Source organism: Stackebrandtia nassauensis DSM 44728, assembly GCF_000024545.1.
Classification (GTDB): Bacteria; Actinomycetota; Actinomycetes; order Mycobacteriales; family Micromonosporaceae; genus Stackebrandtia; species Stackebrandtia nassauensis.
Map to the genome: position 1 here is coordinate 5,999,168 of NC_013947.1, position 20,741 is coordinate 6,019,908.

The following is a 20,741-nucleotide window of genomic DNA, read 5'->3' on the forward strand; positions in this document are numbered from 1 at the left end:
GGTTCTCGGCCGATGCCGTGCGAGCCCCTGGTGAGCGAGAATGGGCCGGTGTTCACGATCCCGGCGGTGAAGCATCCACGGGAGTGGTTCTCGTCGGTCACGCGGCCGTCGGGGCCACTGCCACGCCCCTCCCGGCGCGCCTACGCCTTCGACGTCGCGCTGGTGCTGCTGATCGCCGTGATCTCGATCGGGTACATCGACGACCACACCCCGGTGCGCCACATCAACGGGATCCCCCGGACCATCGAATGGGACGAGTGGACCGGCGCGATCGTCTTCCTCGCCGTCGCGATGCCCGCGCTGATCTGGAGGCGCCGGTTCCCGCTGACGGTGCTGTGGCTGGTGGCGGCGGCGACCGTGCTGCCACAGCACGAACTGCCGCAGCTGGCCTTCTACCTGTGCGTCATCGCCGGATACAGCGCCGCCGCCTACAGCCCCTACCGGATCCCGACGATGCTGAGCCTTGCCGCGGCGGTGGTCGCGGTCGCCTCGCTGACGCCGAACGTGTTGCAGGACGTGCCGATGGGCAACAAGGCACCGTCCACCATCGACCAGACCGAATCGGAGGATGTGTTCGCGCCGCAGGAGCACGACATGGCCACGCGACCGCAGTCCGACGGCGCCAGCAGCGTGGTGCCGTCGGAATACGTCGCGCCGCTGATCCTGATCCCGGTGGTGCTGGCGGCCAGCGCGATGCGGGTGTGGAAGCACCGGGTCTCGGAGAGCCGCACCCGGCTGTCCACCCTGGAGAAGGAGCGGGCCGAGGAACTGCGCCGCGCCGCCGAGCAGGAACGCGCCCGCATCGCCCGGGAGCTGCACGACGTGGTGACGCACAACGTCAGCGTCATGGTGATCCAGACCGGCGCCGCCCGCAAGGTCATGGACGCCTCCCCCGACCAGGCCAAGGCGGCGCTGCTGGCGGTGGAAGCCGGTGGCCGGGCGGCGATGTCGGAACTGCGCCACGTCATGGGACTGCTGACAATGGACGACGCCGCGTCGGCCGGCCGCGCCGCCGGCTCGTCCGGCGACGACCCCGACGCGCTCAGCCTGACGCCACAGCCCAGCCTGGAGCGGCTGGAATCCCTGGTGGAACGGGTACGCGGCTCCGGAACCGACATCGCACTGACCATCACCGGCTCGGCTCGGCCGCTGCCGTCCGGCATCGAACTGGCCGCCTACCGGGTGGTGCAGGAAGCGCTCACCAACACGGTCAAACACGCCGCCGGAGCCACCGCGCGCATCACCGTCGACTATCAGGACGACCGGCTGGCCGTCAAGGTCACCGACTCCGGCGGCACCCCCACCTCGGCCGCCACCACCGGCAACGGCCACGGCCTGCTGGGGCTGCGCGAGCGGCTGGCCGTCTACGGCGGCACACTGCGCTGCGGCCCCACCCCGCTGGGCGGCTACCGTGTCGAAGCCGTCATCCCCCTGGAGGACCGGACGTGACCGAGCTTGCGAGGTCAGCAAAAGCACAGCACCGTCGGTCATTGACCGACGAGCCGCTAGGCGAGGAGGTTCGATGACCGAGCCGCTGCGAGTGGTCGTCGCCGACGACCAGGCCCTGGTGCGCACCGGATTCCGGATGATCCTCACCGCCGACGGCATGGACGTCGTCGCCGAGGCCGCCAACGGCACCGAGGCCATCGCCGCGGTGCGCCGCACCCGGCCCGACGTCGTCCTCATGGACATCCGCATGCCCGAACTGGACGGTCTGGAGGCCGCCCGCCGCATCCTCGCGGGCGGCGGCGACACCCGCGTCGTCATACTGACCACTTTCGACCTCGACCACTACGTGTACGCCGCGCTGTCGGCCGGTGCCAGCGGTTTCCTGCTCAAGGACGTCTCGCCGGAACACCTGGTCGCGGCGGTGCGCATGGTCCGCGACGGCGACGCGCTGCTGGCTCCGTCCATCACCCGTCGCCTCGTCGAGCGTTTCGTCGGTCGCGACGGCGACACCACGGCCATCCACCGCGACCTCGCCGCCCTCACCCCGCGCGAGCTGGAAGTGTTGCGGCTGTTGGCTCAGGGCCTCAGCAACGCCGAGCTGGCAGCCCGGCTGCACCTGTCGGAGGCCACGGTCAAGACCCACGTGGCGCGCATTCTGGCCAAACTCCAGCTGCGCGACCGGGTCCAGGCCGTCATCGTCGCCTACGAGACCGGGCTGGTCAGCCCCAGCGACCGCTCCACTCAGGAATGACCCTCCAGATAGGCCAGTACGGCCAGCACCCGCCGGTTGTCGTCCGACGATTGGGCCAGCCCGAGTTTGCGGAACACGTTGTTGGTGTGCTTGTCGACGGCCTTGTCGGTGACGTACAACTGCGCGGCGATGGCCGAGTTGGTGCGGCCCTCGGCCATGAGCGCCAACACTTCCCGCTCCCGGCCGGTCAGCGAGTCCAGACTCGACTGTTTGCCGCCCAGCAGCTGTGAGACCACCTCTGGGTCCATCGCGGTACCGCCTCCGGCGACGCGTCGCAGCGCGTCCAGGAACTGGCTGATGTTGGACACGCGGTCCTTGAGGAGGTATCCGACGCCACCGGCGCGGTCCCGGATCAGTTCGCGGGCGTACAGCTGCTCGACGTACTGCGACAGGACCAGGACGGGCAACGCCGGGACCTTCGCGCGGGCTTCGATGACGGCACGGATGCCCTCGTCGGTGAAGGTGGGGGGCAGTCGGACGTCGACGACGGCCACGTCCGGTTTGTGCTCGATCAGGGCGGGGGCGAGACGGGGGCCGTTGTCGACCATCTCGACGACTTCGCAGTCGTGGGCCGACAGCATCCGGTTCAGGCCGTCGGCGAGCAGCGCGTGGTCCTCGGCGATCACGACGCGCATCATGGGGTCTTCCTGGTGGTCATCGCGCTAGCCTACGTTCCCGGTTCCGAGAGGCTTTCACGAACGTATGTGTCAGCGGCGGGAGCCACGGCGAAGCCGCGCCACGCCGACGCGGGTCGCCGCGTCACCGCGGCGGGAAGGGCCGCGGCGCCCAAGCCAGCGAGGTGTTCCACTGATCGGGCTCGCCCAGCACCCAGCCGTCGAGCGCCCGGCCAGCGCGGTAGCGCACGGCCGTCAACAGCACCCGCTTCGGGGTTCCCTCGGGCACCTCGTACTCGGACGCGGTGTCGCTGACCAGTGCGAGCCCGTGATCGGAGCACTCCTTGGCCACCCACACCAGGTCCCGGCCGGACTCGGCGAGGATCCGGGGCAGCCGTTCGCGTTCTTGCGCGCAGCACAGGGTGTGGGCGCCGAAGACGATCGGCGTGACACCGTCGGGCACTTCGGACAGTGCCTTCGGCAGCGTCTCCATGTAGTCCCCGACGCGCCAGTCGACGCCGCCGGGTTCCATGACGGACAGCGCGCCGTCGACGCGGGCGAGTTCGTCGGTGTTGTCGGGCAGGACGCAGTCGCGCAGCCAGGCGACGGCGTCGTCGTCCTCGCGTCGCACCGGTTCGTACTCCAGACCGATCCGCGCGGCGACATCCACGCTGGCCGAAAGGAACCCGGGTTTCTCGCCGTTCCAGTCGATCGGGAGGACGAGCGGACGGTCACCGCCGAGGAGTCGATCGCCGAAGCGGTAGCCGTACCGGTCGGGGTACAGGCAGGTGCCCGCGGCCGAACCCAGTTCCAGCAAGGCGACCGGACCCGAGGCTTGGCTCGCGGCCCAGGCGATGCCGGGCCACAGCACGACGGCGACGAGCGGGTCGTTGCCCCGTGCCGAGCTGTGGACGCCCGCCAGCTCGGCCAGCTCGGTTTGGTAGCGGCGGGCCAGATCGCGAAACGCGTCGGCCAGCGAGCCGTCGGCGGCCAAGCGCCCGCCCAAGGTGCCCCAGTACTCCGTCAACTCGTGCCCGGATGCCTTGGTGCGCAACAACCGCGACACCAGCCCCGCCAGCTGCTGCGGGCGCGACCACGCCGGGCTGTGCTTCGGCCGCCCCGCGACGGGGCCGTCGTCCACACAGGCCGCGAGCTCAGGCTCGCCGGCGACCGCCCGGCACATCGCCGCGAACACCGGCGCCTTGTCGTTCCACTGCTCGGCTCGTTTCGCGAACACGGCCCGCGTCGTCAGTTCCTCTGTCATCGCCGACAAACCTAAGCACCCGACGCCCCCGCCACAACGCCGTTTCAGACAGTGATCGCCGACCGGAATACCCGGTCGGCGATCAGCTACTCATCCATCGTTAAACTTGGACGTACCGTCAGCTCGCACGGGATCTCGTAGGCCACGATCGTCGGCCCGCCCGGCTCACTGCGAATCGTCACCACACCGTCGAAGGCCGCCAGCCTGCGCGTCACCCCGTCCAGGCCGCCGCCCGGCGTCACCGTCGCGCCGCCCCTGCCGTTGTCGCGCACCGTGATCCCCAGCCGGGTCCCGAAGTAACCGATCCGGACGAACACCTCGGTCGCCTGCGCGTACTTGGCGACGTTCGTCAGCGCCTCGGCGACCGCGAAGTACGCCGCCGACTCCACCGGCTCCGGCGGACGCCCCGGCAGGTTCGTCTCCACCGTCACCGGCAGCGGGTGGGCCAGCGCCAGCGCCTCCACCGCACCGCCCAGGCCCCGGTCGGCCAGCACCGGCGGGTGGATGCCGCGCACCAGATCGCGGATCTCCGACAGCGCCGCGCCGGAGTTCTCGCGGGCCTCGGCCAGCAGTTTCGCCGCCGCCTGCGGATCGGAGGTCAGGATCTCCTCGGCCATGCCGAGGCTCATGCCCAACGCCACCAGCCGGGCCTGGGCACCGTCGTGCAGGTCGCGTTCGATGCGGCGCAGTTCGGCCGCCGAGGAGTCGACGGTGTCGGCGCGGGACTCGGTCAGCTCGACCACCCGGCGCTGAAGTTTCTGGGACTTGTTGGCGCGCATCATGACCCCGGCCAGCCGGGCGTAGCCGTTGAGCATGGCGTCCCCGCCCACCCACCAGGCGACGAAGTTCATGCCGCCCAGGATGACCCCGTAGGTCATCGCGAGGGCGAAGCTGTCGTAACTGATGAAGCCGTAATAGGTGTCGAAGACGTCCGGCAGCCCCAGCCACAGGAACGGCTGGATCAGCGCCATCAGCGCGCCGCCCAACAGCGCGATGTAGGTGACGAACACGATGAAGCCGAGGGTGAAGTTCACCGCCTGCCAGCCGAAGTTCCGCCACGTGCTCGCGTCCTTGGCCAACTCCAGCAGCACCTTGGCGACGTTGCCCTTCGGCCACGGCCGGTACGGTCGGTCGATCTCGACGCCGAAGCCCACCCGGTAGATGAACCGCTCGGCGTTGCACAACCCCCGGGTCGCCCCCACCGCGCCGACCACCAGCGGGATGCCCACGGTCAGGAAGACCAACGGCATCCCCACGACGAACAGGACGAACATCACCAGCCCGGCGATGCTCAGCCCCAGCAGCGGAAACACCAGGCCCAGCTGCTTGAACCGGCGACCGATACGGGCACCGGTCGTCTGCGAGATGGGGATCGACGTATGGCTCATGGGTACATTCTGTCCGTAGCCCGCAGGGCGGACAGTGGGGGAATCCCTCCAGTTCACGAGGTGGTCTCCCCCGAATCTCGGTCGGGGGAAGCACCACGACGAGAGCCGGGCCGGGTGTGGACCCGGCCCGGCTCTCGCGGGGTGGTTCTAGGCGTAGGCGACGGTGAAGTCGCCGGAGTCGACGGTGCCGTCGATCTTGCGGGGCGAGTCGGAGGCCGTCTTGACCTCGACGCTCTTGTCGCCGGAGTCCACGCCGATGTTGACGTCGTAGCCCTCCTTGACCTTCGGCACCGACAGGGTCACGTCGCCGGAGTCGGCCGAGGCCCGGGTCTTCTTGGGCGCGGTGGTGAACTCGAGTTCGACGTCGCCGGAGTCCACGTCGGCCTTCACGGTGGTGGCGTCCAGTTCCCGGCCGACGACGTTGCCGGAGTCGGCGTGCACCGTCAGCTTCTCGCCCGAGCCCTCCACCTCGATGTCACCGGAGTCGCAGGCCAGGTTCTGTTCGCCCTTGATCCCGGCGACGGTGAGGTTGCCGGAGTCGACCTCGGCCTTGAGGTCGATGTCGGCGGGCACCGCGATGCGGAAGTGGACCTCGCAGGTGAGGCCGCCGAACAGGTCGATGCCCTCGCAACCGGTCGCGGTGACCTTGAGGGTCTTGCCGGTCACGTCCTGGTCGGCACCCGGCTTCTCCTTGCCACGCCATTCCAGTGTGGTCTCAACCTCGATCTCGTCACCCTCACCCGCCACGATGTCAACGTTTCCGGAGTTCCCCTCGACGTCCAAACGCGTGATCGTCTCGTCGTAGGTCTTGGTCTGCTCATCCTTGTGCTTCGGGCCGTTGAACAGGAACTTCCACGCGAACACCCCTCCGGCCGTCAGCACCACCACGACGGCGAGGAACACGATGAGCCTCACGGCGCCGCGACTTCTGGGCTTGCGGTACTCGACTTCGGACATTTTCATCTCTCCCTTGTGAATATCGGCGGCTCCGGGGGAGCCCGCCGCTAAAGCTATGCCCTGGGCACTCGGGCGGCCATCTGGATTTCCCCACTCTTTACCCTGAGAAATCCCCCTAGGTCACGCGTACTCGACCGTCACCGACCCGGAGCCGGTCTCGACATTGATCCGCCGCGACGAGGTCGAATCGGTGGAGACCTCCACGTCGCTGGTGCCCGAATCGGTCTCGGCGTGGACGTCGTAGCCCTCGTCGCCCTCGGGCAGTTGCACCGTGACCGACCCGGAGTCCGCGACGGCCCTCACCTGGCTGGGAGCCTTGCTGAAACCCAGGTCGATCTGCCCGGAGTCCAGTGTGACGTTGACCTTCGTGCCCGCCAGGTCGGTGCCGGTGACGTTGCCGGAGTCGGCCTTGACCGTCAGGGCCTTCCCCGCGTCGGACACGTCGATGTTGCCGGAGTCGCTTTCCAGTCTCTGCTCGCCCTTGATGCCGGACGTGGTGATGTTCCCCGCGTCCACCCGCACTTCCAGATCCACATCGGAGGGCACTTCGATCCGATACGTGATGCCGCACTCGCCCACGAAGTCCCAGGCCCCCCGGCACCCCTTCTCCTCCACCCGCAGGGTTTCGCCGTCCCACTTCTGCGAGTTGACGGGCTTGCGCTCGCCCTGCCACTCCAGTGTGGCCTCAATGTGGACCTTGTCCCCCTTGACGACGTCGACCTCACCGGAGTCCCCGGCGACCACCAGTCGCGAGATCGGTTTACTGTGGACCTTGGACTGCACGTCCTCCTGGGGGACTCCCCCGATGACGTTCTTCCAGAAGAAGATCCCCACCGCGGCCAGCACGACCACCACGGCGAGCGCGACCAGCCACCTGACCAGGCCGCCGCAGGCGGGTTTCTCAACACTGTGTTCGGACATGATCGAACCCTACGAGCGGGCCGACCCTGAGAACATCGGGAAGATCCCCTATTGGCCCCCGGGAAGATTCCGCTCCACGAGCCCCGTCGCGGCCAGTCCCGCCGGGACCGCCCCGTAGCTGGCACCCCGGTTGTCGCCCAGCCGCGCGGCGGTGAACGCCCCGGCGACCTCGGACGGGGCGTGCCGCAGCAGCAGCGAACCCTGAAGCGCCAGCGCCAGATCGTCGGCCAGCAGTCGCGCGCTCGCCTCGTCCGGCCCGGCGGCCAGCCGCCGCTTCAGCCCCGCGACATGCGCGTCGAAGGCCCGGTCGGCACCCGAGGCCAGCCCGACCTCGTTCAGGAACGCCTCGATGGTCTCGGGATCGGTGCGCATCGCCCGCAGGATGTCCAGACACACGACGTTGCCCGACCCCTCCCAGATCGACATCAGCGGCTGCTCCCGGTACCGGCGCGCCAGCGGCGCCTCCTCCACGTAACCGTTGCCGCCCAGGCATTCCAGCGCCTCGGCGGCGTGACCCGGTCCGCGCTTGCACACCCAGTACTTGGCCACCGCCGTGGCCAGCCGCCGAAACGCCGCCTCCTCGGGCCGGTCGTAGGCCGCCGCCAGCCGCATCATGGTGGCCGTCGCGGCCTCCGACTCGACGCACAGATCGGCCAGCACCTGCCGCATCAGCGGCTGCTCGATCAGCGGTTTGCCGAACGCCGACCGGTGCGCGGCGTGCCAGGTCGCCTCGGCGACGCACTGCCGCATCCCGGCGGCGGTGCCGATGACGCAGTCCAGCCGGGTGTGGTTGACCATCTCGATGATGGTCCGCACGCCGCGGCCCTCCTCCCCCACCGGGAAGGCGATCGCGTCGTGCAGTTCGATCTCGGAGGACGCGTTGGCATGGTTGCCCAGCTTGTCCTTCAGCCGCTGGATCCGGATGGCGTTGCGGCTGCCGTCCGGAAGCACCCTCGGCAGCAGGAAACACGACAGCCCGCCCTCGGCCTGCGCCAGCACCAGGAACGCGTCGTTCATCGGCGCCGAGCAGAACCACTTGTGCCCCCGCAGCGCGTAGGTCCCGTCGTCGAGCCGCGTCGCCCGGGTGACGTTGGCGCGCACGTCCGAGCCGCCCTGCTTCTCGGTCATGGCCATCCCCACCAGCACGCCCTCCTTGGCCTGCCGGGGACGCAGACCCGGGTCGTAGCTGGTGGAGGTGATCGACGGTTCCCACTGCGCGGCCAGTTCCGGGTTGGCCCGCAGCACCGGCACCGACGCGTAGGTCATCGAGATCGGACAGCCGTGCCCCGGCTCGATCTGCCCCAGCATCGAGAACAGCACCGCCCGGGCGGCGTGCGCCCCGTCCCGGGGGTCGCGCCACGGCATCGCGTGGCACCCGAACTCCACCGACAGCGCCATGAACCGGTGCCAGGCCGGGTGGAAGTCCACCTCGTCGACCCGGTTGCCGTACCGGTCGTGGGTGCGCAGCACCGGCCGGTTGACGTTGGCCTGCTCGGCCCACCGCGCCGCGTCCCCGCTGCCCAGCACCTCGCCGAGCGCCCATGCCGCCTCGCCCACCCATTCGGCTCCGGCCCATTTCGCGGCCTCGACCAGCGGCACGTTGTCGTGGAACAGATTGCGGTCTTCCAGCGGTGGCACCTGGTTGGCGGCGGCGAAAACCGGTTCGGCTTCAAACATTCCGATGCTCCTATTACCAATGGGTGGCGCTTACGGTATCCCGGGTATTCGCAACGCTGTGCGAGGGCCATACCCCCTCGGTTGGGACGGCTGCGAGGCGGGGCATCGTATGTAACGAATGGGTCAAAAGAGTTCCGCGGAACCTCTTGTCTACCAGTCGGTAGGGGCGTACAAAAGTAGTTACGGAGCTTGGATGACGTTCCTACAGACAGGTTCTAGAACGACAAAAAGAGTTCCGGACATGGCCACCGGGTACCCACGTGCGACCAGCCGCGGGAGGCGCGTCGGGCCGGGATAGCACTAGACCGTGCCGACCCGACGATTATTACGCGCGCTTGGTAGCCCGGAAAGCGGACATGTTACGAAGGTGGCGTTCCTGCCGAGTGTGGGCAGGAACGCCACTCTCTCGCTATTCCCCGGTGAGCACTTCCACGGCCCGCCGCCGGTGCGCGGCGAACAACTCCAGTGCCCGCTGTCCATCCCGGGCCCGCAACACCGCCACCAGTTCCCGATGCTCGGCCGGGACTCCGCTCAGATACCCCTCGACACTGCGGTTGACCCGGGTCAGCAGGAACAGGTGCACCTGGCACCGAATCGACCGCCACGCCTCCAGCAGCCGTCCGTGCCCGGTGGCGGCGAAGACCGCGTCGTGGAACTCGATGTCGCGACGGACCAGCTCATGCTCGTCGACGGCGCGCTCCATCGCGTCGGCCAGCTTCCCGATCGCCGCCAGCTCCGCGTCGTCGGCACGCGCGATCACCTCCGCGACCGCGAGGTCCTCCAAGGCGCCGCGCAGACTGTCCAGTTCCGCGATGTCGTCGGCCGACAGGTCCGTCACCGTCGCGCCCCGATGCCAGGAACTGCGAACCAGCCCCTCGCGCTCCAACCGCAGCAGCGCCTCCCGCACCGGCCCCCGGCTGACCTCCAAGGCCGCCGACAGCTCCACCTCCCGCAACTGCGCCCCCGGCGGATACCGCCCGACGAAGATCGCCTCCCGCACCCGATCGGCCACCTCGTCGGCCAGCCCCCGACGCCGGGCCGGAGCGACCCTGTCACCAACCTCACTCACCGAAACCCCATCTCCTCACAATGTCCAAATGTTAACATTACGACAATCACGCTCACCACCACACGGCAGGAGTTCCCCATGACCGTCCTCGACTCCCCCATCCCCCGGTTCCACCTGGCGATGCCGGTCGACGACCTGGCCGCCGCCCGCGCCTTCTACGGCGGCATCCTCGGCCTCGAACCGGGCCGCAGCGCCGACACCTGGATCGACTGGAACCTCCACGGCCACCAGTTCGTCACCCACCTGGCCCCCGAACGCCAGGCCCGCATCCACAACCCGGTCGACGGCCACGACGTCCCCGTCCCCCACTTCGGTCTGATCCTCACGATCCCCGAGTTCCACAAACTCGCCGACCGCCTCCGCGCCGCCGAAACCCCGTTCGTCATCGAGCCCTACGTCCGCTTCCAGGGCGAAACCGGCGAACAGTGGACCATGTTCCTGTTCGACCCGGCGGGCAACGCCCTGGAATTCAAGGCTTTCGCCGACGACGATCAGGTGTTCGCGGTCTAGTCTGAACCCGACAAAGGGGGTCAGACCATGAAGATATTCCTGATCGGCGCCGCCGGCGGCATCGGCCGCAGGCTCTCGCCACTCCTCGCCCACCGCGGCGACGAGATCACCGGCATCCACCGCGACAGCGCCCAGACCGAGACCGTCGAATCCAGCGGCGCCACCTCCCTCCTGGGCGACCTCATCGCCGACTCGACCGACGAACTCGCCACCAAGATGCGCGGCCACGACGCCGTCGTCTTCTCCGCCGGAGCCCACGGCACCGGCCAGGAACTCACCACCCTCATCGACGGCATCGGCCTCGAAAAAGCCGCCGAAGCGGCAGCCCAAGCCTCAGTACCCCGCTTCGTCCTGGTCTCGGTCTTCCCCGACGCGGGCCGCGACCGTGAACGCCGCGAAGGCTTCGAGCACTACATGAAGGTCAAGAAGACCGCCGACGTCTACCTCACCCGCACCGACCTCGACTGGCTCATCGTCCGCCCCGGCACCCTACGAGACGAACCCGGCACCGGCAAGGTCACAGCGGGCCCGGCCATCGAATACGGCGACGTCCCCCGCGACGACGTCGCGGCCTTCATCGACGCGGCCCTCCACGAACCCGCCCTCACCCGCACCATCGTCGAACTCACCGGCGGCGAAGTCCCCATCTCCGGCGCCATCCGAGCCCTGCTCAACGGCCGCCCCCGCGAATCCTGACCCCCGACGCGCCGTCAAAGGACGTTTGACTTTCCGCGAAGCGGCACCCCACCTCGGAATCGTTCCCGAACGCGTGCATCGAACATGCCGGGAAAATGCGTCCCCTCGCGACGATGAATGCTGACAGCCGGACCAGGCACGGGCCAGTACCCCCTTGTCCGGGTATTACCAGCAGAAAGGTTCCGACCATGGAATGGATCGTCGAAATCAGCAGCGAACCGGCTCACCGGACGTACGACAACGGCAACTGCGTCTGTTAGTCGATGACGGCGGTGGCGGTACCACCTGACCGCCACCGCCACACCGTCCGTGGCCAACTCCCCATTCGCTTCCCCCCTGAAGTCCGTCATCCGCAGACGAAAGACGAGACCATGACAACCGTTACCTATGGGCCATCGAAATATGTCAGTTTCGCGTTCGATAACGACGGCGCGCTGATCGTGCAGTCCACCCGAACCGGAGCGATCGGCGTCGTACCGTCCGACAAGGCCGAGGACGCCCGCAAGGCCTTGCTGCCGGGCAGCACGGTGAGCAACACATCGGACGGAATCCTCAAAGACTTGAAGGACGGAGGATTCCTGGTACCCAGCACCATGGACGAAGACCAGCTGGTGCACGACCGGTACATCAAGCGGTACCAGAAGAACCGGCTCGACCTCATTCTCATGCCGACAGAGCAGTGCAACTTTCGATGCGTCTACTGCTACGAATCGTTCATCAGGGGCGAGATGTCTCCCGAACTCGTGGCCGGACTGCACAGCTTCATCGCGGCAGAACACAGGGTCAACGGATTGGAGAGCCTGAACGTCTCCTGGTTCGGCGGCGAACCGCTACTAGCCGCCGACCTGGTGCTCGACACCACTCGCAGCCTGGCAGATTACTGTCGTGCCAACGGGATCGCGTCGAAGTTCAGCGCCACGACCAACGGCTACCTCCTCAAGCCCGGCTACGCCGAGAAGGTCGTCCAAGCCGGGGTACGCCATTTCCAGATCACATTGGACGGAACCAAACACGACCATGACAAGCGACGCGTCGACATCGATGGGGCCGAGACATTCGACGTCATCATGGCGAACCTCCGCCATCTCAAGTCCACAGATCTCGACTTCACCATCATGTTGCGACACAATTTCGATCCCGAAGGTCTGCGGCGCCTCGACGACTACATCGACATGATTCAGCGGGAATTCAGCGATGACCCCCGATACACCACGCATTTCGCTGCCATAGGCAAATGGGGAGGCGCCAAAGACGACGACCTCGTGGTCTGTGAGGGCCGTACCGGCCCGCAAGCGATCGCCCACGCGCGGGGCCTGGCCATTTCCGCCGGTTTCAAAGTCGACCTGCTCGAGAACGGCCTGAAGCCCGAGGGTTCCATTTGCTACGCCGCTGATCCACGAAGCTTCGTCATCGGTTCCGACGGAACCGTCTACAAATGCACCGTCGAACTCGACTACCACGAACGCAATATGGTCGGCAAACTTCATCCCGACGGCACTATGGACCTCGATTGGCGCAAACTCGCCCTATGGTGCGAGACCGACGGCACCGACCCGGGCAAGAAGTGCAACTCGTGCTACTTCGGGGGCGCATGTCACGGTGCCGCCTGTCCGAAGGAATGGATGGACGAGGACGACTGCCACTGCCCACCAAGCAAACAGGTGATTCGAGAAACGCTTCCCCTTGTGCGGCGCAACTTCGCGGCGGGCGTTCAACGATGAGCTCGCACCCCACCCCAGCACTACGGACAGGAACCGAGACTCCCGTGCCCGGTATCACAACCCTCCCTTGCGGACGGGTGCTCGTCGGTATCTCCGGCTCCGTCCTCGCCGCCGAGATCACGAGCTACCTGCGGGCGCTCCGCAGCAGACTGGCCAGCGAGATCGTCGTCTTCGTGACCACGTCAGCGCGGCAGTTCGTGACACTCGACATGCTGAAGCTCTACGCCGACGACATCGTCCTGGCCGACCGCCCCGGTCGCTTCCGGGTACCTCACATCGACGGCCCGGATTGGGCGGACGTCTTCGCGATCGTCCCCGCCTCGGCGAACACACTCGGCAAGGCCGCCAACGGAATAGCCGACGATCTCCTGTCAACGGCGATGGTCGCCGCGGACAAGCCGATCTTCTTCGCCCCGGCCATGAACGTGAGGATGTGGCGATCGGCCCCGGTGCGTCGAAACGTACAGCGGCTCAGGGAGGACGGGCATTACATCGTCGAACCCGATGTCGGGTTGGCGTTGTCGAGTGGGCTCGCCGAAGGGGTCGCCCCAACGGCCGAGAAGGTGTTGTCTCATTTGTGGCACTTCAGAATGCGGCAACTCCGGGACGACTACTGGGATGAGGCGATCAGTGTCGCGCCCCGTCCGCCTGCCGCGTTGACGGCGGCCACAAGGACCAGTCTGCCGTTGACCGTGGCGAGTGGTTCCGGGAAGTAGTGTGAATGAGACGCGTGAATCTCCGGGACTCTCCCGCGGACGGTGAGGTGCGCCGTGTTCCATCCACTTGAAGGCCTTGCCGGTCTTCGGCGATCTCTTGGTGGCAGATATCTGAGAATCGTCACCGCGCATGGAATCTCGGTCATCGGTGACTCCTTCACGTTGCCCACCATGATGTTGTGGATCTACGCGACCTCGGCTCATCGGGTGCAGTGGCTCGGCTGGGTCATGGTGGCGCAGTATCTGCCACGGGTACTCGCCGGGGCTTTACTGTCCCGATTTGCCGACCTGCCACATCGGGGTCGGGTGATGGTGATCTGCGATCTCGTGAGAGTCGTCGTGACACTCGCTCTGCTGGTGGCGATGTGGCAGGGCGATATCGTGTTGGCCCTGGTTCTGCTGGCCGCTTCGTCGGGGATCGGGACGGTGTTCTTCTCCGCGCAGGAAGCCTCGATTCCGGTGCTGGTGGACCGGGACGCGATCACCCAGGCCAATGCCGTCCTGCAGGGGACGAATCAGAGTGTCTTCGCGTTCGCTCCGGCCGTGGCGGTGTTCGTGTACGTGCTCGTGGGACCCTACTGGGCCATCGCGTTCGACGCGGCGACCTTCGCCGTCTCCGCTGTCATCCTGCTTCGGTTGTGGCGACTCGAAACCACCGCTGATCGTGGTGACGCGTCGGATGTCCGGGAGACTCGATCACAGCGCACGGCCAATATCTGGCAGGGCATCGTGGCGGCGGGTTTCGCCGCCGCCGCGATCAGTCTGTCAGCAGGAATCAATCAGACCGTCATGATCGCGGTACTCGACCGCGATCTGGGTGGCGCCGCCACCGACATCGGGTGGTTGTCGATTGCCAACGGGATCGCCCAGGTGTCAGTTCTGGGGCTCGTGGTCACCTTCGCGGCTCGCATTCGCGGCAGCTGGTTGCTGCTCGTGTCGGCGGCGGGGATGGCGCTCGGGCAGTTCGCGGTCTCGCAGGCGGGTTCGTTGACCGTGCTCATCGCCGCGGTTGTCGTCACTTCGCTCGTGAACGCGCCGTTCAACGTCGCCACGGCGACCTTGCAGCAACGCTCCACCGGCAATCGGCATCGAGGCAGGGTCCTGGGCAGGGTGACGGCGGTGAAGGCCGCGATGTTCGTCGTCGGTGCCCTCGGCGGCGGCTGGCTGGCCGATCTCATCGGTGGTCGTGCCACGCTGGTGGTCTCCGCACTCGCCTGTCTGGCCGCCCTCGTCGCCGCGATCTTCCTGCGCACATCACATCGAGTGTCGGAAATCGACCATGACACACCGCCAGCCGTGTCCAACTCGATTCCCGAGGCCAAGTTAGATCGAATCGGCTCGTTGATAGGGCGCGCGGAGGATCTCGCCGATCTGCTTGCTGTCCCGGGTCAGGAACGCCCGGTGAAGCCTGAATGTTTCGGTCGGCGGGTCGAGGCCCAGCGTCTCCCGGTAGTGCTGACGGCATTGTTCGAAGCTGCGCAGTCCGGCAGCGGCACCGTTCGCGTGGAACTGGGCGATCATCGCCAGCTGCCACGTCCGGTCCGAGTCCACGCACTCACCGAGCAGCGTTTGTATCTCGGCTGTCAGCAGGTGCCAGTCATTCGCGAGCAGCCGCGCCGTGAAGTAGTCGCGTTTCACGTCGCGATAGGCGGCGTTGACGGCGACCGCCTGGCCGTCGAGCCATCGACTGGCGGGAAGGCCGGTTCCGAACGGTCCTCGCCACAACCGCATCGCCTGTCGGCAGAGTCCGATGGCCTGGGAGGCGGCACCGTTCCTGATGTTGTGCCGGGCATCGACCGCGAGCGCGCGAAACTGATCGAGGTCCAGGGCGTGGGCGGACAAGTCGAGCTGATATCCATCATGGAGAACTGTCCTCAGCTTCTTGGACTCCCCCTGGTGAATCATGTCGAATTCGCGTCGCAGCGTACTGATGATGCTGCGCAGGTTCGCGGCCGCGGAGCTCGGCGGGTTGTCCCACAGCAGATCCGCCAGTCTGCCAACCGATACCGGTGTTCCACGATGGAGTGCCAATGCCGCGATCACGGCGCGCCGCAACCGGGACCGCGGCGTCACCACAGTCATCGGACTCGCGAGGTGGACTTCTCCGAGAACCCGAACGAAAACTTCCAACTTCCATTCTCCGTACCAGCCGACCCGTGACGGGCGGCCGGTATCCGGGAAGAACCCACGGCTTTCCCGGGAACCGTGCGTTGACCGGCCGCGGACTCGCTACGGGGTCCGTTCTCTCCACTTCACCGCCACAAGTCTAGGGCGGCAACGCAAACCGCTCAGCGAACGCGCGTTCCCGGGCGACGGTTCAGACGACGGTGAGTTTGGAGACGTCGTTGTCCAGGGAGGTCTGGGCTCGGGAGCTGACCTCTTCGCTGGGTGATTGGGAGAGGTAGCCGAAGACCGCGTTGAGGTCGCGCAGGTCGGTGGCGGTGACCGGGATCTTGTGCTGCCGTAGGAGGGCGACCAGGTCCTCCATCGCGATCTGCCATTCGCCGGCGCCGGAGTTGCCTCGGATCGAGTCGGCGTAGCGGCGCATGAGGGCGTCGTCGCCGAGTTTGTCGACGAGGCGCTCGATGACGGACTCGCTGGTGGTGATGAAGTCGGTCAGGTCCATGGCAGGCAGTCTCTCTTCGCTCGTCACCGCGGGTTCTTCTTCACGCCCAGGCCCCCGTCGAGGGGGTGCGCCGACCAGACCGTGCCGTCGGCGTTGAGGATCACCCTAATGGTGACACCGGCGCGCTGGCCCTGGACTTCGTAGCCCGCTCCGTTGGGGCGGGGTAGCGGTTGGGAGTCGGGGTTGCGGGCGACGTCGTTGACCATGTCCATGATCTGGTCGTCGGTCCAGTGCTTGGGGAACTCGGTCTTGCCCGGGCGGTTGGTGCCGTAGCGGTGGCCGCCGGAGGTGGGGTCGTTCTTGTCACCGTCCAGGATGTGGCCCCGGCGTTGGGTGGTGTCGCCCAGGTTCGGCATGGTCTTGCGCGGGTCGGGTTCGTTGGGCTGGCGGTCGTCCCAGCCGTTCTTGCCGCCCGACTTGCGGGAGGGCGCGGGCGGTGGGGCGCTCGTCGTGGACTTGTTGAGCAGCATGTCGACTTCGTCGGCCGTCAGCCCGAAGCTCTTGCCGCCGCCGCCCCGGCCGCCCTTGGGGCGTCGGGGGCCCTTGCCGCCGCCGCCCTTGGCCATCGCGGACATGCCGACGGCCGTCAGCAGGAGAAGGAGTTTGCCGATCACAGGTGCGTCATCCGATCCTCGTCAGGCCAGCAGCGCTTGCAGGTTGGAGATGCTGGACACCAGGGAGTTGAGGTAGTTGGTGATCCGACCGACCCACTTGGCGATGAGGGAGGCGGCCTGCGAGATCACCCAGGGTGTCCCCAGGCCCAGGGTCAGACCGACCTCGGCGAGCCATTCGGGGATGCGGACCAGCAGGGTGGCGACGCAGTCGGCGATCAGGTCGCGCACGATGGCGCGGGTGGTGGCCACGAGCATCCCGGCGCCCGCGGTGGCCGCGGACATGACCTCGGCGAGCGCGCCGATGCCGCCCACCGCGTTGGTGGTGTAGTCGGCGTGGATCGAGTACGCGTTGGCCGCCGGGCTCTGCCAGGTCTCCAGGTCCTTGTGGGCCGCCGTCTGCAGCTTGGTACCGGCGTCCAGGAGTTTGGTGGAGACGTTCTCCCAGGTCTTGGCGTAGGAGTTCACCTTGTCGGCGTCGCCGGTGACCTCCTCCAGCGCGTCCCGCAGCGGTTTGACGTGTTCGATGAGCCAGCCGATCGCCATGGATGCCAAGGCGCCCAACGGGTCCATCGCCACCGACAGCGCGTCGAGACCGACGGTGATGCCGCCGATGGTGCCGTCCACCCAGGAGCCGGACTCGATCGCGTCGATGAGGGTCTGGGTGTCCTCCACCAGCCACAGCCCGGACGTCGCGGTGGTCGACTCCTCGACGGGGGCTACCAGAGAGTCGTTCACGCGGTCACACCCATCCGACGTCCTTGAGGTCGCCGATGGTCTTCTCGACCTCGACCGCGTTGTCCTTGTCGGTGGTCTCGTACTCGTCGGCGATGGTGCGCATGGCCTTGGCGTCGTCGGTGAGGATGTCCTTGGCCTTCTTCATCAGGCCGTCCAGCCGGTCGCGCTTCGCGTCGAGGATCGGCGGCAGCCACTGGCACAGGGTCCCGAAGGCGTCGTTGCCCGCCTTGACGTGTTTGCTGGCGGCTTCGGACAGCTTGAACGCGTCGATGGCGTCGTCGATGCTGTCGGCGTGGTCGCGGAGCTTCTTGGCGACGACCTTCATGCTGGTCACGACTTGTCACCCTTCTTGCGCGCTTCTTCCCTTGCCTCCATGGCCTTCTTGCTGAACCGTTTGCGGTAGCCGTTCATGACGGCCTCGCCGGTGGCGGTCTCGAGGCCCACCGAGTCCTTGACGACCTGGGACGCGGCCTTGCCCAGCTGGTTCTGCGCCTTGTGCTGCATGGCGAGGATCTCGGCGGCGAGGTCGGCGGCCGAGGAGTTCTTGACCGCCTCGGTCAGCTTCAGGTCGGTCATGATCCCGCTGGCGTCGATGGAGACGGTCACGGACTTGTCGGAGTTCGTCGAGGTGATGCTCAGCTTTTCGAGCTCAGCCTGCATCCGCTGGGTTTCCTCCAGCTGTTTGGCCGCCCGCAGTTGCAGCTGCGACACCCAGTCCTCGGCCTGCCGAGGGCCCTCCTCCGACATGTCCGCCTCCTTCAGGGAACTGTGACGAGTTGTGGCCGGATCATGCCACAAGTCTGTTCAGCCGCCCTGGATTGTGGATCGGCCTTCATGATTTTCCCCAGGGATTGTTTCCAGTGCCACTCAGAAACTGGCGTGTTTGGTCACAGCCGGGGACGGTTCCCGGTCAGGCCAGCAGCGCCTGCAGGTTGGAGAGGCTGGCGACCAGCGAGTTGAGGTAGCTGGTGATCCGGGCGACCCACTTGGCGATCAGCGAGTCGACCTGGGCGATCACCCATCCCGTCCCCAGCCCCAGGGTCAGGCCGATCTCGGCCAGCCACAGCGGGATCCGCACCAGCAGGGTCGTCACGCATTCGGCGATCAGGTCGCGCACGATCGCGCGGGTGGTGGCGACCAGCATCCCGGCCCCCTCGGTGGCCGCGGCCAGGACCCCGGCGAGCGCTCCGACGCCACCCACGGCGTTGGTCGTGTAGTCGGCGTGGATCGAGTACGCGTTCGCGGCCGGGCTCTGCCAGGTCTCCAGATCCTTGTGGACGGCGGATTGCAGGTCGGTTCCGGCGCCGACGAGTTTGGCGGAGACGTTGTCCCAGGTCTTGGCGTAGGACCTCACCTTGTCGGCGTCGCCGGTGACCTTCTCCAGCGCGTCACGCAAGGGCTTGATGTGCTCGATGAGCCAGCCGATCGCCATGGAGACCAAGGCGCCCAACGGATCCAAGACTGCCGACAGGACGTCCAGGCCGACGGTGATACCGCCGATCACGCCGTCCACCCAGGAGCCCGACTCGATCGCGTCGATGAGCAGCTGGGTGTCCTCCACCAGCCACAGCCCGGACGTGCCGGTGGTGGACTCGTCGACGTCAGCGATCAGCGGATTGTCGTTCACGAGGACGCACCCCTTCGGCGTCCAGGTCCGTCGCGTTTGCCGTGCACAGCCATGCCTCCACCCTTCGGTAATCGATTACCCACCTGTGCGGAATATTGCCACAGCGGTCGATCTGAACGGTTGAAGGCCCGGTATGTCCGACCTGCGGCATCACCGGATTCCGGTGCCGTCGCCGGTCTGGCGCGTTTGGTCAGGCCGCCGGGTCGACGGCGCGCGGGTCAGCCGGACAGGCCGGCCGCGACCAGTTCGGTGAGCTGTTCCTTGGTGAACACGACCGGGTTGTTGCCCAGCCGCTCGACGTTGACGCGCGAGGCCAGGTCGGCGACCTGTTCGCGGGTCGTGATGCCGTGCTCGGCGAGCTTAAGGGGGAGGCCGCATTCCTCGGCGATGGCGTCGAAGCGGGCCCGGGCGTCGGCGGCGTCGGCGGCTCCGAACGCGGCCAGCAGGGTGCGCATGCCCTCGGCGTGGGTGGCCGGGTCGACGCTGGGTTGCAGGTTGTCGGGGGTCGCCTTCGCGTGGGCTTCGATGAACGCGCCCAGGGTCAGGGCGACCGCGTGGCCGTGGCTGACACCGTAGGACTTGGTGAAGCCGTAGGACAGGGCGTGGGCGGCGGTGGTCTTGGAGACGTCGATGGCGCGGCCCGCGAGGTGGCTGCCCTGGGCCATCCGGCCCGCGACCTCGCTGGACGGGTTGTTGACGAACTCCGGCAGCGCCGGGACCAGCAGGTCGATGGCCGCCCGGGCGAAGCCGCGGCTCGCGTCGGAGGCGCCCGAGGCCCACAGGCTCTCGGTCGCCTGGGCCAGGGCGTCGATGCCGGAGGTGGCGCGCTGGTAGGGCGAGGCGGTGAGGGTGAGCTTGGGATCGAGGATGACCGTGTCGGGCAGCATCGCGGGACCGGCGATGGAGTACTTGTCGTTGCCGATGTAGACCACGGCGAAGTGGGTGGCCTCGGAGCCGGAGCCGGACGTGGTGGGCGCCAGCACGAGTTTGAGGCGGCGCTCGGTGATGGCCGCGCCGGTGCGGATCGCCGCGTGCAGCTGCTCGGCGTCGGTGATGCCCTGGTAGGCGCACAGCAGTTTCGCCATGTCCATGGCACTGCCGCCGCCGACGCCCAGCACCAGGTCGGGTTTGAACTCCTCGACGACACGCAGGCCGTGGATGAGGTCGGCGGCGTCGGTGTTGGGGTGGAACTCGCTCCAGCGGCGGACCTCGGCGACCTTGGTCAGTTCGTCGAGGCAGCGGTTGGCCCCGGACGCGTCGAAGGCGTGCTGGCCGCAGATGAGCACGGCGCGCTTACCGTCCAGCTTGGACACCAGTTGCCAGGTGTCGAGGATCGCGTCGTCACCGAAGCGGACATCGCGGTCGTCGGGCAGTGTCACGATCGAACTCCTCAACTCGCCGGGGTT

At 67.4% G+C, this 20,741-nt stretch carries 21 protein-coding genes and 1 pseudogene; 7 read left to right on the top strand and 15 right to left on the bottom strand.

Features of this window, described 5'->3' with window-relative positions; genetic code table 11:
* Positions 1-12 precede the first annotated feature (12 nt).
* Positions 13-1,449 (top strand): sensor histidine kinase, encoded by a 1,437-nt coding sequence (locus SNAS_RS27915; protein WP_013020844.1) that lies wholly within the window; start codon positions 13-15, stop codon positions 1,447-1,449.
* A 73-nt stretch (positions 1,450-1,522) separates the two neighbouring features.
* Positions 1,523-2,200, top strand: a complete 678-nt coding sequence (locus tag SNAS_RS27920) for a response regulator (RefSeq protein ID WP_013020845.1) — start codon at positions 1,523-1,525, stop codon at positions 2,198-2,200.
* Here the strand turns inward: SNAS_RS27920 and SNAS_RS27925 are convergent.
* The 7 genes from SNAS_RS27925 to SNAS_RS27955 form a co-directional block, all read right to left on the bottom strand.
* Positions 2,191-2,835: a LuxR C-terminal-related transcriptional regulator gene (locus SNAS_RS27925; protein WP_041627061.1), complete on the bottom strand. Its 645-nt coding sequence runs from the start codon at positions 2,833-2,835 to the stop codon at positions 2,191-2,193. The genes SNAS_RS27920 and SNAS_RS27925 overlap by 10 nt on opposite strands.
* Positions 2,836-2,959: 124 nt before the next feature.
* Positions 2,960-4,078, bottom strand: a complete 1,119-nt coding sequence (locus SNAS_RS33430) for a DUF2332 domain-containing protein (protein WP_013020847.1) — start codon at positions 4,076-4,078, stop codon at positions 2,960-2,962.
* An 86-nt stretch (positions 4,079-4,164) separates the two neighbouring features.
* On the bottom strand, positions 4,165-5,466 hold the full coding sequence (locus SNAS_RS37295; protein WP_013020848.1) for a sensor histidine kinase: 1,302 nt from the start codon (positions 5,464-5,466) through the stop codon (positions 4,165-4,167).
* Positions 5,467-5,613: 147 nt separating this feature from the next.
* Positions 5,614-6,423, bottom strand: a complete 810-nt coding sequence (locus SNAS_RS33435; protein WP_013020849.1) for a DUF4097 family beta strand repeat-containing protein — start codon at positions 6,421-6,423, stop codon at positions 5,614-5,616.
* A gap of 120 nt (positions 6,424-6,543) precedes the next feature.
* Positions 6,544-7,344: a DUF4097 family beta strand repeat-containing protein gene (locus SNAS_RS27945; protein ID WP_013020850.1), complete on the bottom strand. Its 801-nt coding sequence runs from the start codon at positions 7,342-7,344 to the stop codon at positions 6,544-6,546.
* A 48-nt stretch (positions 7,345-7,392) separates the two neighbouring features.
* Positions 7,393-9,021 carry an acyl-CoA dehydrogenase family protein gene (locus SNAS_RS27950; RefSeq protein ID WP_013020851.1) on the bottom strand — a complete coding sequence of 543 codons (1,629 nt, stop codon included), beginning with the start codon at positions 9,019-9,021 and terminating at the stop codon, positions 7,393-7,395.
* 409 nt (positions 9,022-9,430) lie between these two features.
* Positions 9,431-10,090: a GntR family transcriptional regulator gene (locus SNAS_RS27955; protein ID WP_013020852.1), complete on the bottom strand. Its 660-nt coding sequence runs from the start codon at positions 10,088-10,090 to the stop codon at positions 9,431-9,433.
* A gap of 78 nt (positions 10,091-10,168) precedes the next feature.
* On the opposite strand from SNAS_RS27955, the gene SNAS_RS27960 reads away from it, so the two are divergent.
* From SNAS_RS27960 to SNAS_RS37845, 5 genes and pseudogenes are all read left to right on the top strand, one after another.
* Positions 10,169-10,600, top strand: a complete 432-nt coding sequence (locus SNAS_RS27960) for a VOC family protein (protein ID WP_013020853.1) — start codon at positions 10,169-10,171, stop codon at positions 10,598-10,600.
* Positions 10,601-10,627: 27 nt separating this feature from the next.
* Positions 10,628-11,296: an NAD(P)H-binding protein gene (locus SNAS_RS27965; protein WP_013020854.1), complete on the top strand. Its 669-nt coding sequence runs from the start codon at positions 10,628-10,630 to the stop codon at positions 11,294-11,296.
* Positions 11,297-11,667: 371 nt separating this feature from the next.
* Positions 11,668-13,017: a radical SAM/SPASM domain-containing protein gene (locus SNAS_RS27970; protein ID WP_013020855.1), complete on the top strand. Its 1,350-nt coding sequence runs from the start codon at positions 11,668-11,670 to the stop codon at positions 13,015-13,017.
* A gap of 44 nt (positions 13,018-13,061) precedes the next feature.
* Entirely contained in the window at positions 13,062-13,733 is a 672-nt protein-coding gene (locus SNAS_RS27975; protein ID WP_169313930.1) for a flavoprotein, read from the top strand.
* A gap of 54 nt (positions 13,734-13,787) precedes the next feature.
* A pseudogene (locus SNAS_RS37845) lies at positions 13,788-15,002 on the top strand (MFS transporter); the annotation flags it as partial.
* A 54-nt stretch (positions 15,003-15,056) separates the two neighbouring features.
* Here SNAS_RS37845 and SNAS_RS37850 read toward each other — a convergent pair.
* The 8 genes from SNAS_RS37850 to SNAS_RS28015 all read right to left on the bottom strand — a co-directional run bounded on the left by SNAS_RS37850 (position 15,057) and on the right by SNAS_RS28015 (position 20,714).
* Complete coding sequence (locus SNAS_RS37850) at positions 15,057-15,815, bottom strand: AfsR/SARP family transcriptional regulator (protein ID WP_425281057.1); 759 nt, start codon at positions 15,813-15,815, stop codon at positions 15,057-15,059.
* Positions 15,816-16,050: 235 nt separating this feature from the next.
* Positions 16,051-16,359, bottom strand: a complete 309-nt coding sequence (locus tag SNAS_RS27985) for a DUF6189 family protein (protein ID WP_013020858.1) — start codon at positions 16,357-16,359, stop codon at positions 16,051-16,053.
* 23 nt (positions 16,360-16,382) lie between these two features.
* On the bottom strand, positions 16,383-16,973 hold the full coding sequence (locus SNAS_RS33440) for an EndoU domain-containing protein (protein ID WP_013020859.1): 591 nt from the start codon (positions 16,971-16,973) through the stop codon (positions 16,383-16,385).
* A gap of 21 nt (positions 16,974-16,994) precedes the next feature.
* Positions 16,995-17,708 (bottom strand): hypothetical protein, encoded by a 714-nt coding sequence (locus tag SNAS_RS27995; RefSeq protein ID WP_013020860.1) that lies wholly within the window; start codon positions 17,706-17,708, stop codon positions 16,995-16,997.
* 4 nt (positions 17,709-17,712) lie between these two features.
* Entirely contained in the window at positions 17,713-18,033 is a 321-nt protein-coding gene (locus SNAS_RS28000; protein WP_013020861.1) for a type VII secretion target, read from the bottom strand.
* 5 nt (positions 18,034-18,038) lie between these two features.
* Positions 18,039-18,455 (bottom strand): YbaB/EbfC family nucleoid-associated protein, encoded by a 417-nt coding sequence (locus SNAS_RS28005; protein WP_013020862.1) that lies wholly within the window; start codon positions 18,453-18,455, stop codon positions 18,039-18,041.
* 163 nt (positions 18,456-18,618) lie between these two features.
* On the bottom strand, positions 18,619-19,335 hold the full coding sequence (locus SNAS_RS28010) for a WXG100 family type VII secretion target (protein ID WP_013020863.1): 717 nt from the start codon (positions 19,333-19,335) through the stop codon (positions 18,619-18,621).
* A gap of 218 nt (positions 19,336-19,553) precedes the next feature.
* Entirely contained in the window at positions 19,554-20,714 is a 1,161-nt protein-coding gene (locus tag SNAS_RS28015) for a phosphonoacetaldehyde reductase (RefSeq protein WP_013020864.1), read from the bottom strand.
* Positions 20,715-20,741: the final 27 nt, after the last annotated feature.

What these genes read in the sequence shown, in the direction of transcription:
- SNAS_RS27985 (WP_013020858.1), bottom strand. Translation starts at nt 16,359, where the DNA reads ATGGACCTGACCGACTTCATCACCACCAGCGAGTCCGTCATCGAGCGC.
- SNAS_RS27965 (WP_013020854.1), top strand. Translation starts at nt 10,628, where the DNA reads ATGAAGATATTCCTGATCGGCGCCGCCGGCGGCATCGGCCGCAGGCTC.
- SNAS_RS33435 (WP_013020849.1), bottom strand. Translation starts at nt 6,423, where the DNA reads ATGTCCGAAGTCGAGTACCGCAAGCCCAGAAGTCGCGGCGCCGTGAGG.
- SNAS_RS33430 (WP_013020847.1), bottom strand. Translation starts at nt 4,078, where the DNA reads ATGACAGAGGAACTGACGACGCGGGCCGTGTTCGCGAAACGAGCCGAG.
- SNAS_RS37850 (WP_425281057.1), bottom strand. Translation starts at nt 15,815, where the DNA reads ATGACTGTGGTGACGCCGCGGTCCCGGTTGCGGCGCGCCGTGATCGCG.
- SNAS_RS27920 (WP_013020845.1), top strand. Translation starts at nt 1,523, where the DNA reads ATGACCGAGCCGCTGCGAGTGGTCGTCGCCGACGACCAGGCCCTGGTG.
- SNAS_RS27915 (WP_013020844.1), top strand. Translation starts at nt 13, where the DNA reads ATGCCGTGCGAGCCCCTGGTGAGCGAGAATGGGCCGGTGTTCACGATC.
- SNAS_RS27960 (WP_013020853.1), top strand. Translation starts at nt 10,169, where the DNA reads ATGACCGTCCTCGACTCCCCCATCCCCCGGTTCCACCTGGCGATGCCG.
- SNAS_RS27950 (WP_013020851.1), bottom strand. Translation starts at nt 9,021, where the DNA reads ATGTTTGAAGCCGAACCGGTTTTCGCCGCCGCCAACCAGGTGCCACCG.
- SNAS_RS27925 (WP_041627061.1), bottom strand. Translation starts at nt 2,835, where the DNA reads ATGCGCGTCGTGATCGCCGAGGACCACGCGCTGCTCGCCGACGGCCTG.
- SNAS_RS28005 (WP_013020862.1), bottom strand. Translation starts at nt 18,455, where the DNA reads ATGTCGGAGGAGGGCCCTCGGCAGGCCGAGGACTGGGTGTCGCAGCTG.
- SNAS_RS37295 (WP_013020848.1), bottom strand. Translation starts at nt 5,466, where the DNA reads ATGAGCCATACGTCGATCCCCATCTCGCAGACGACCGGTGCCCGTATC.
- SNAS_RS28000 (WP_013020861.1), bottom strand. Translation starts at nt 18,033, where the DNA reads ATGAAGGTCGTCGCCAAGAAGCTCCGCGACCACGCCGACAGCATCGAC.
- SNAS_RS27945 (WP_013020850.1), bottom strand. Translation starts at nt 7,344, where the DNA reads ATGTCCGAACACAGTGTTGAGAAACCCGCCTGCGGCGGCCTGGTCAGG.
- SNAS_RS27970 (WP_013020855.1), top strand. Translation starts at nt 11,668, where the DNA reads ATGACAACCGTTACCTATGGGCCATCGAAATATGTCAGTTTCGCGTTC.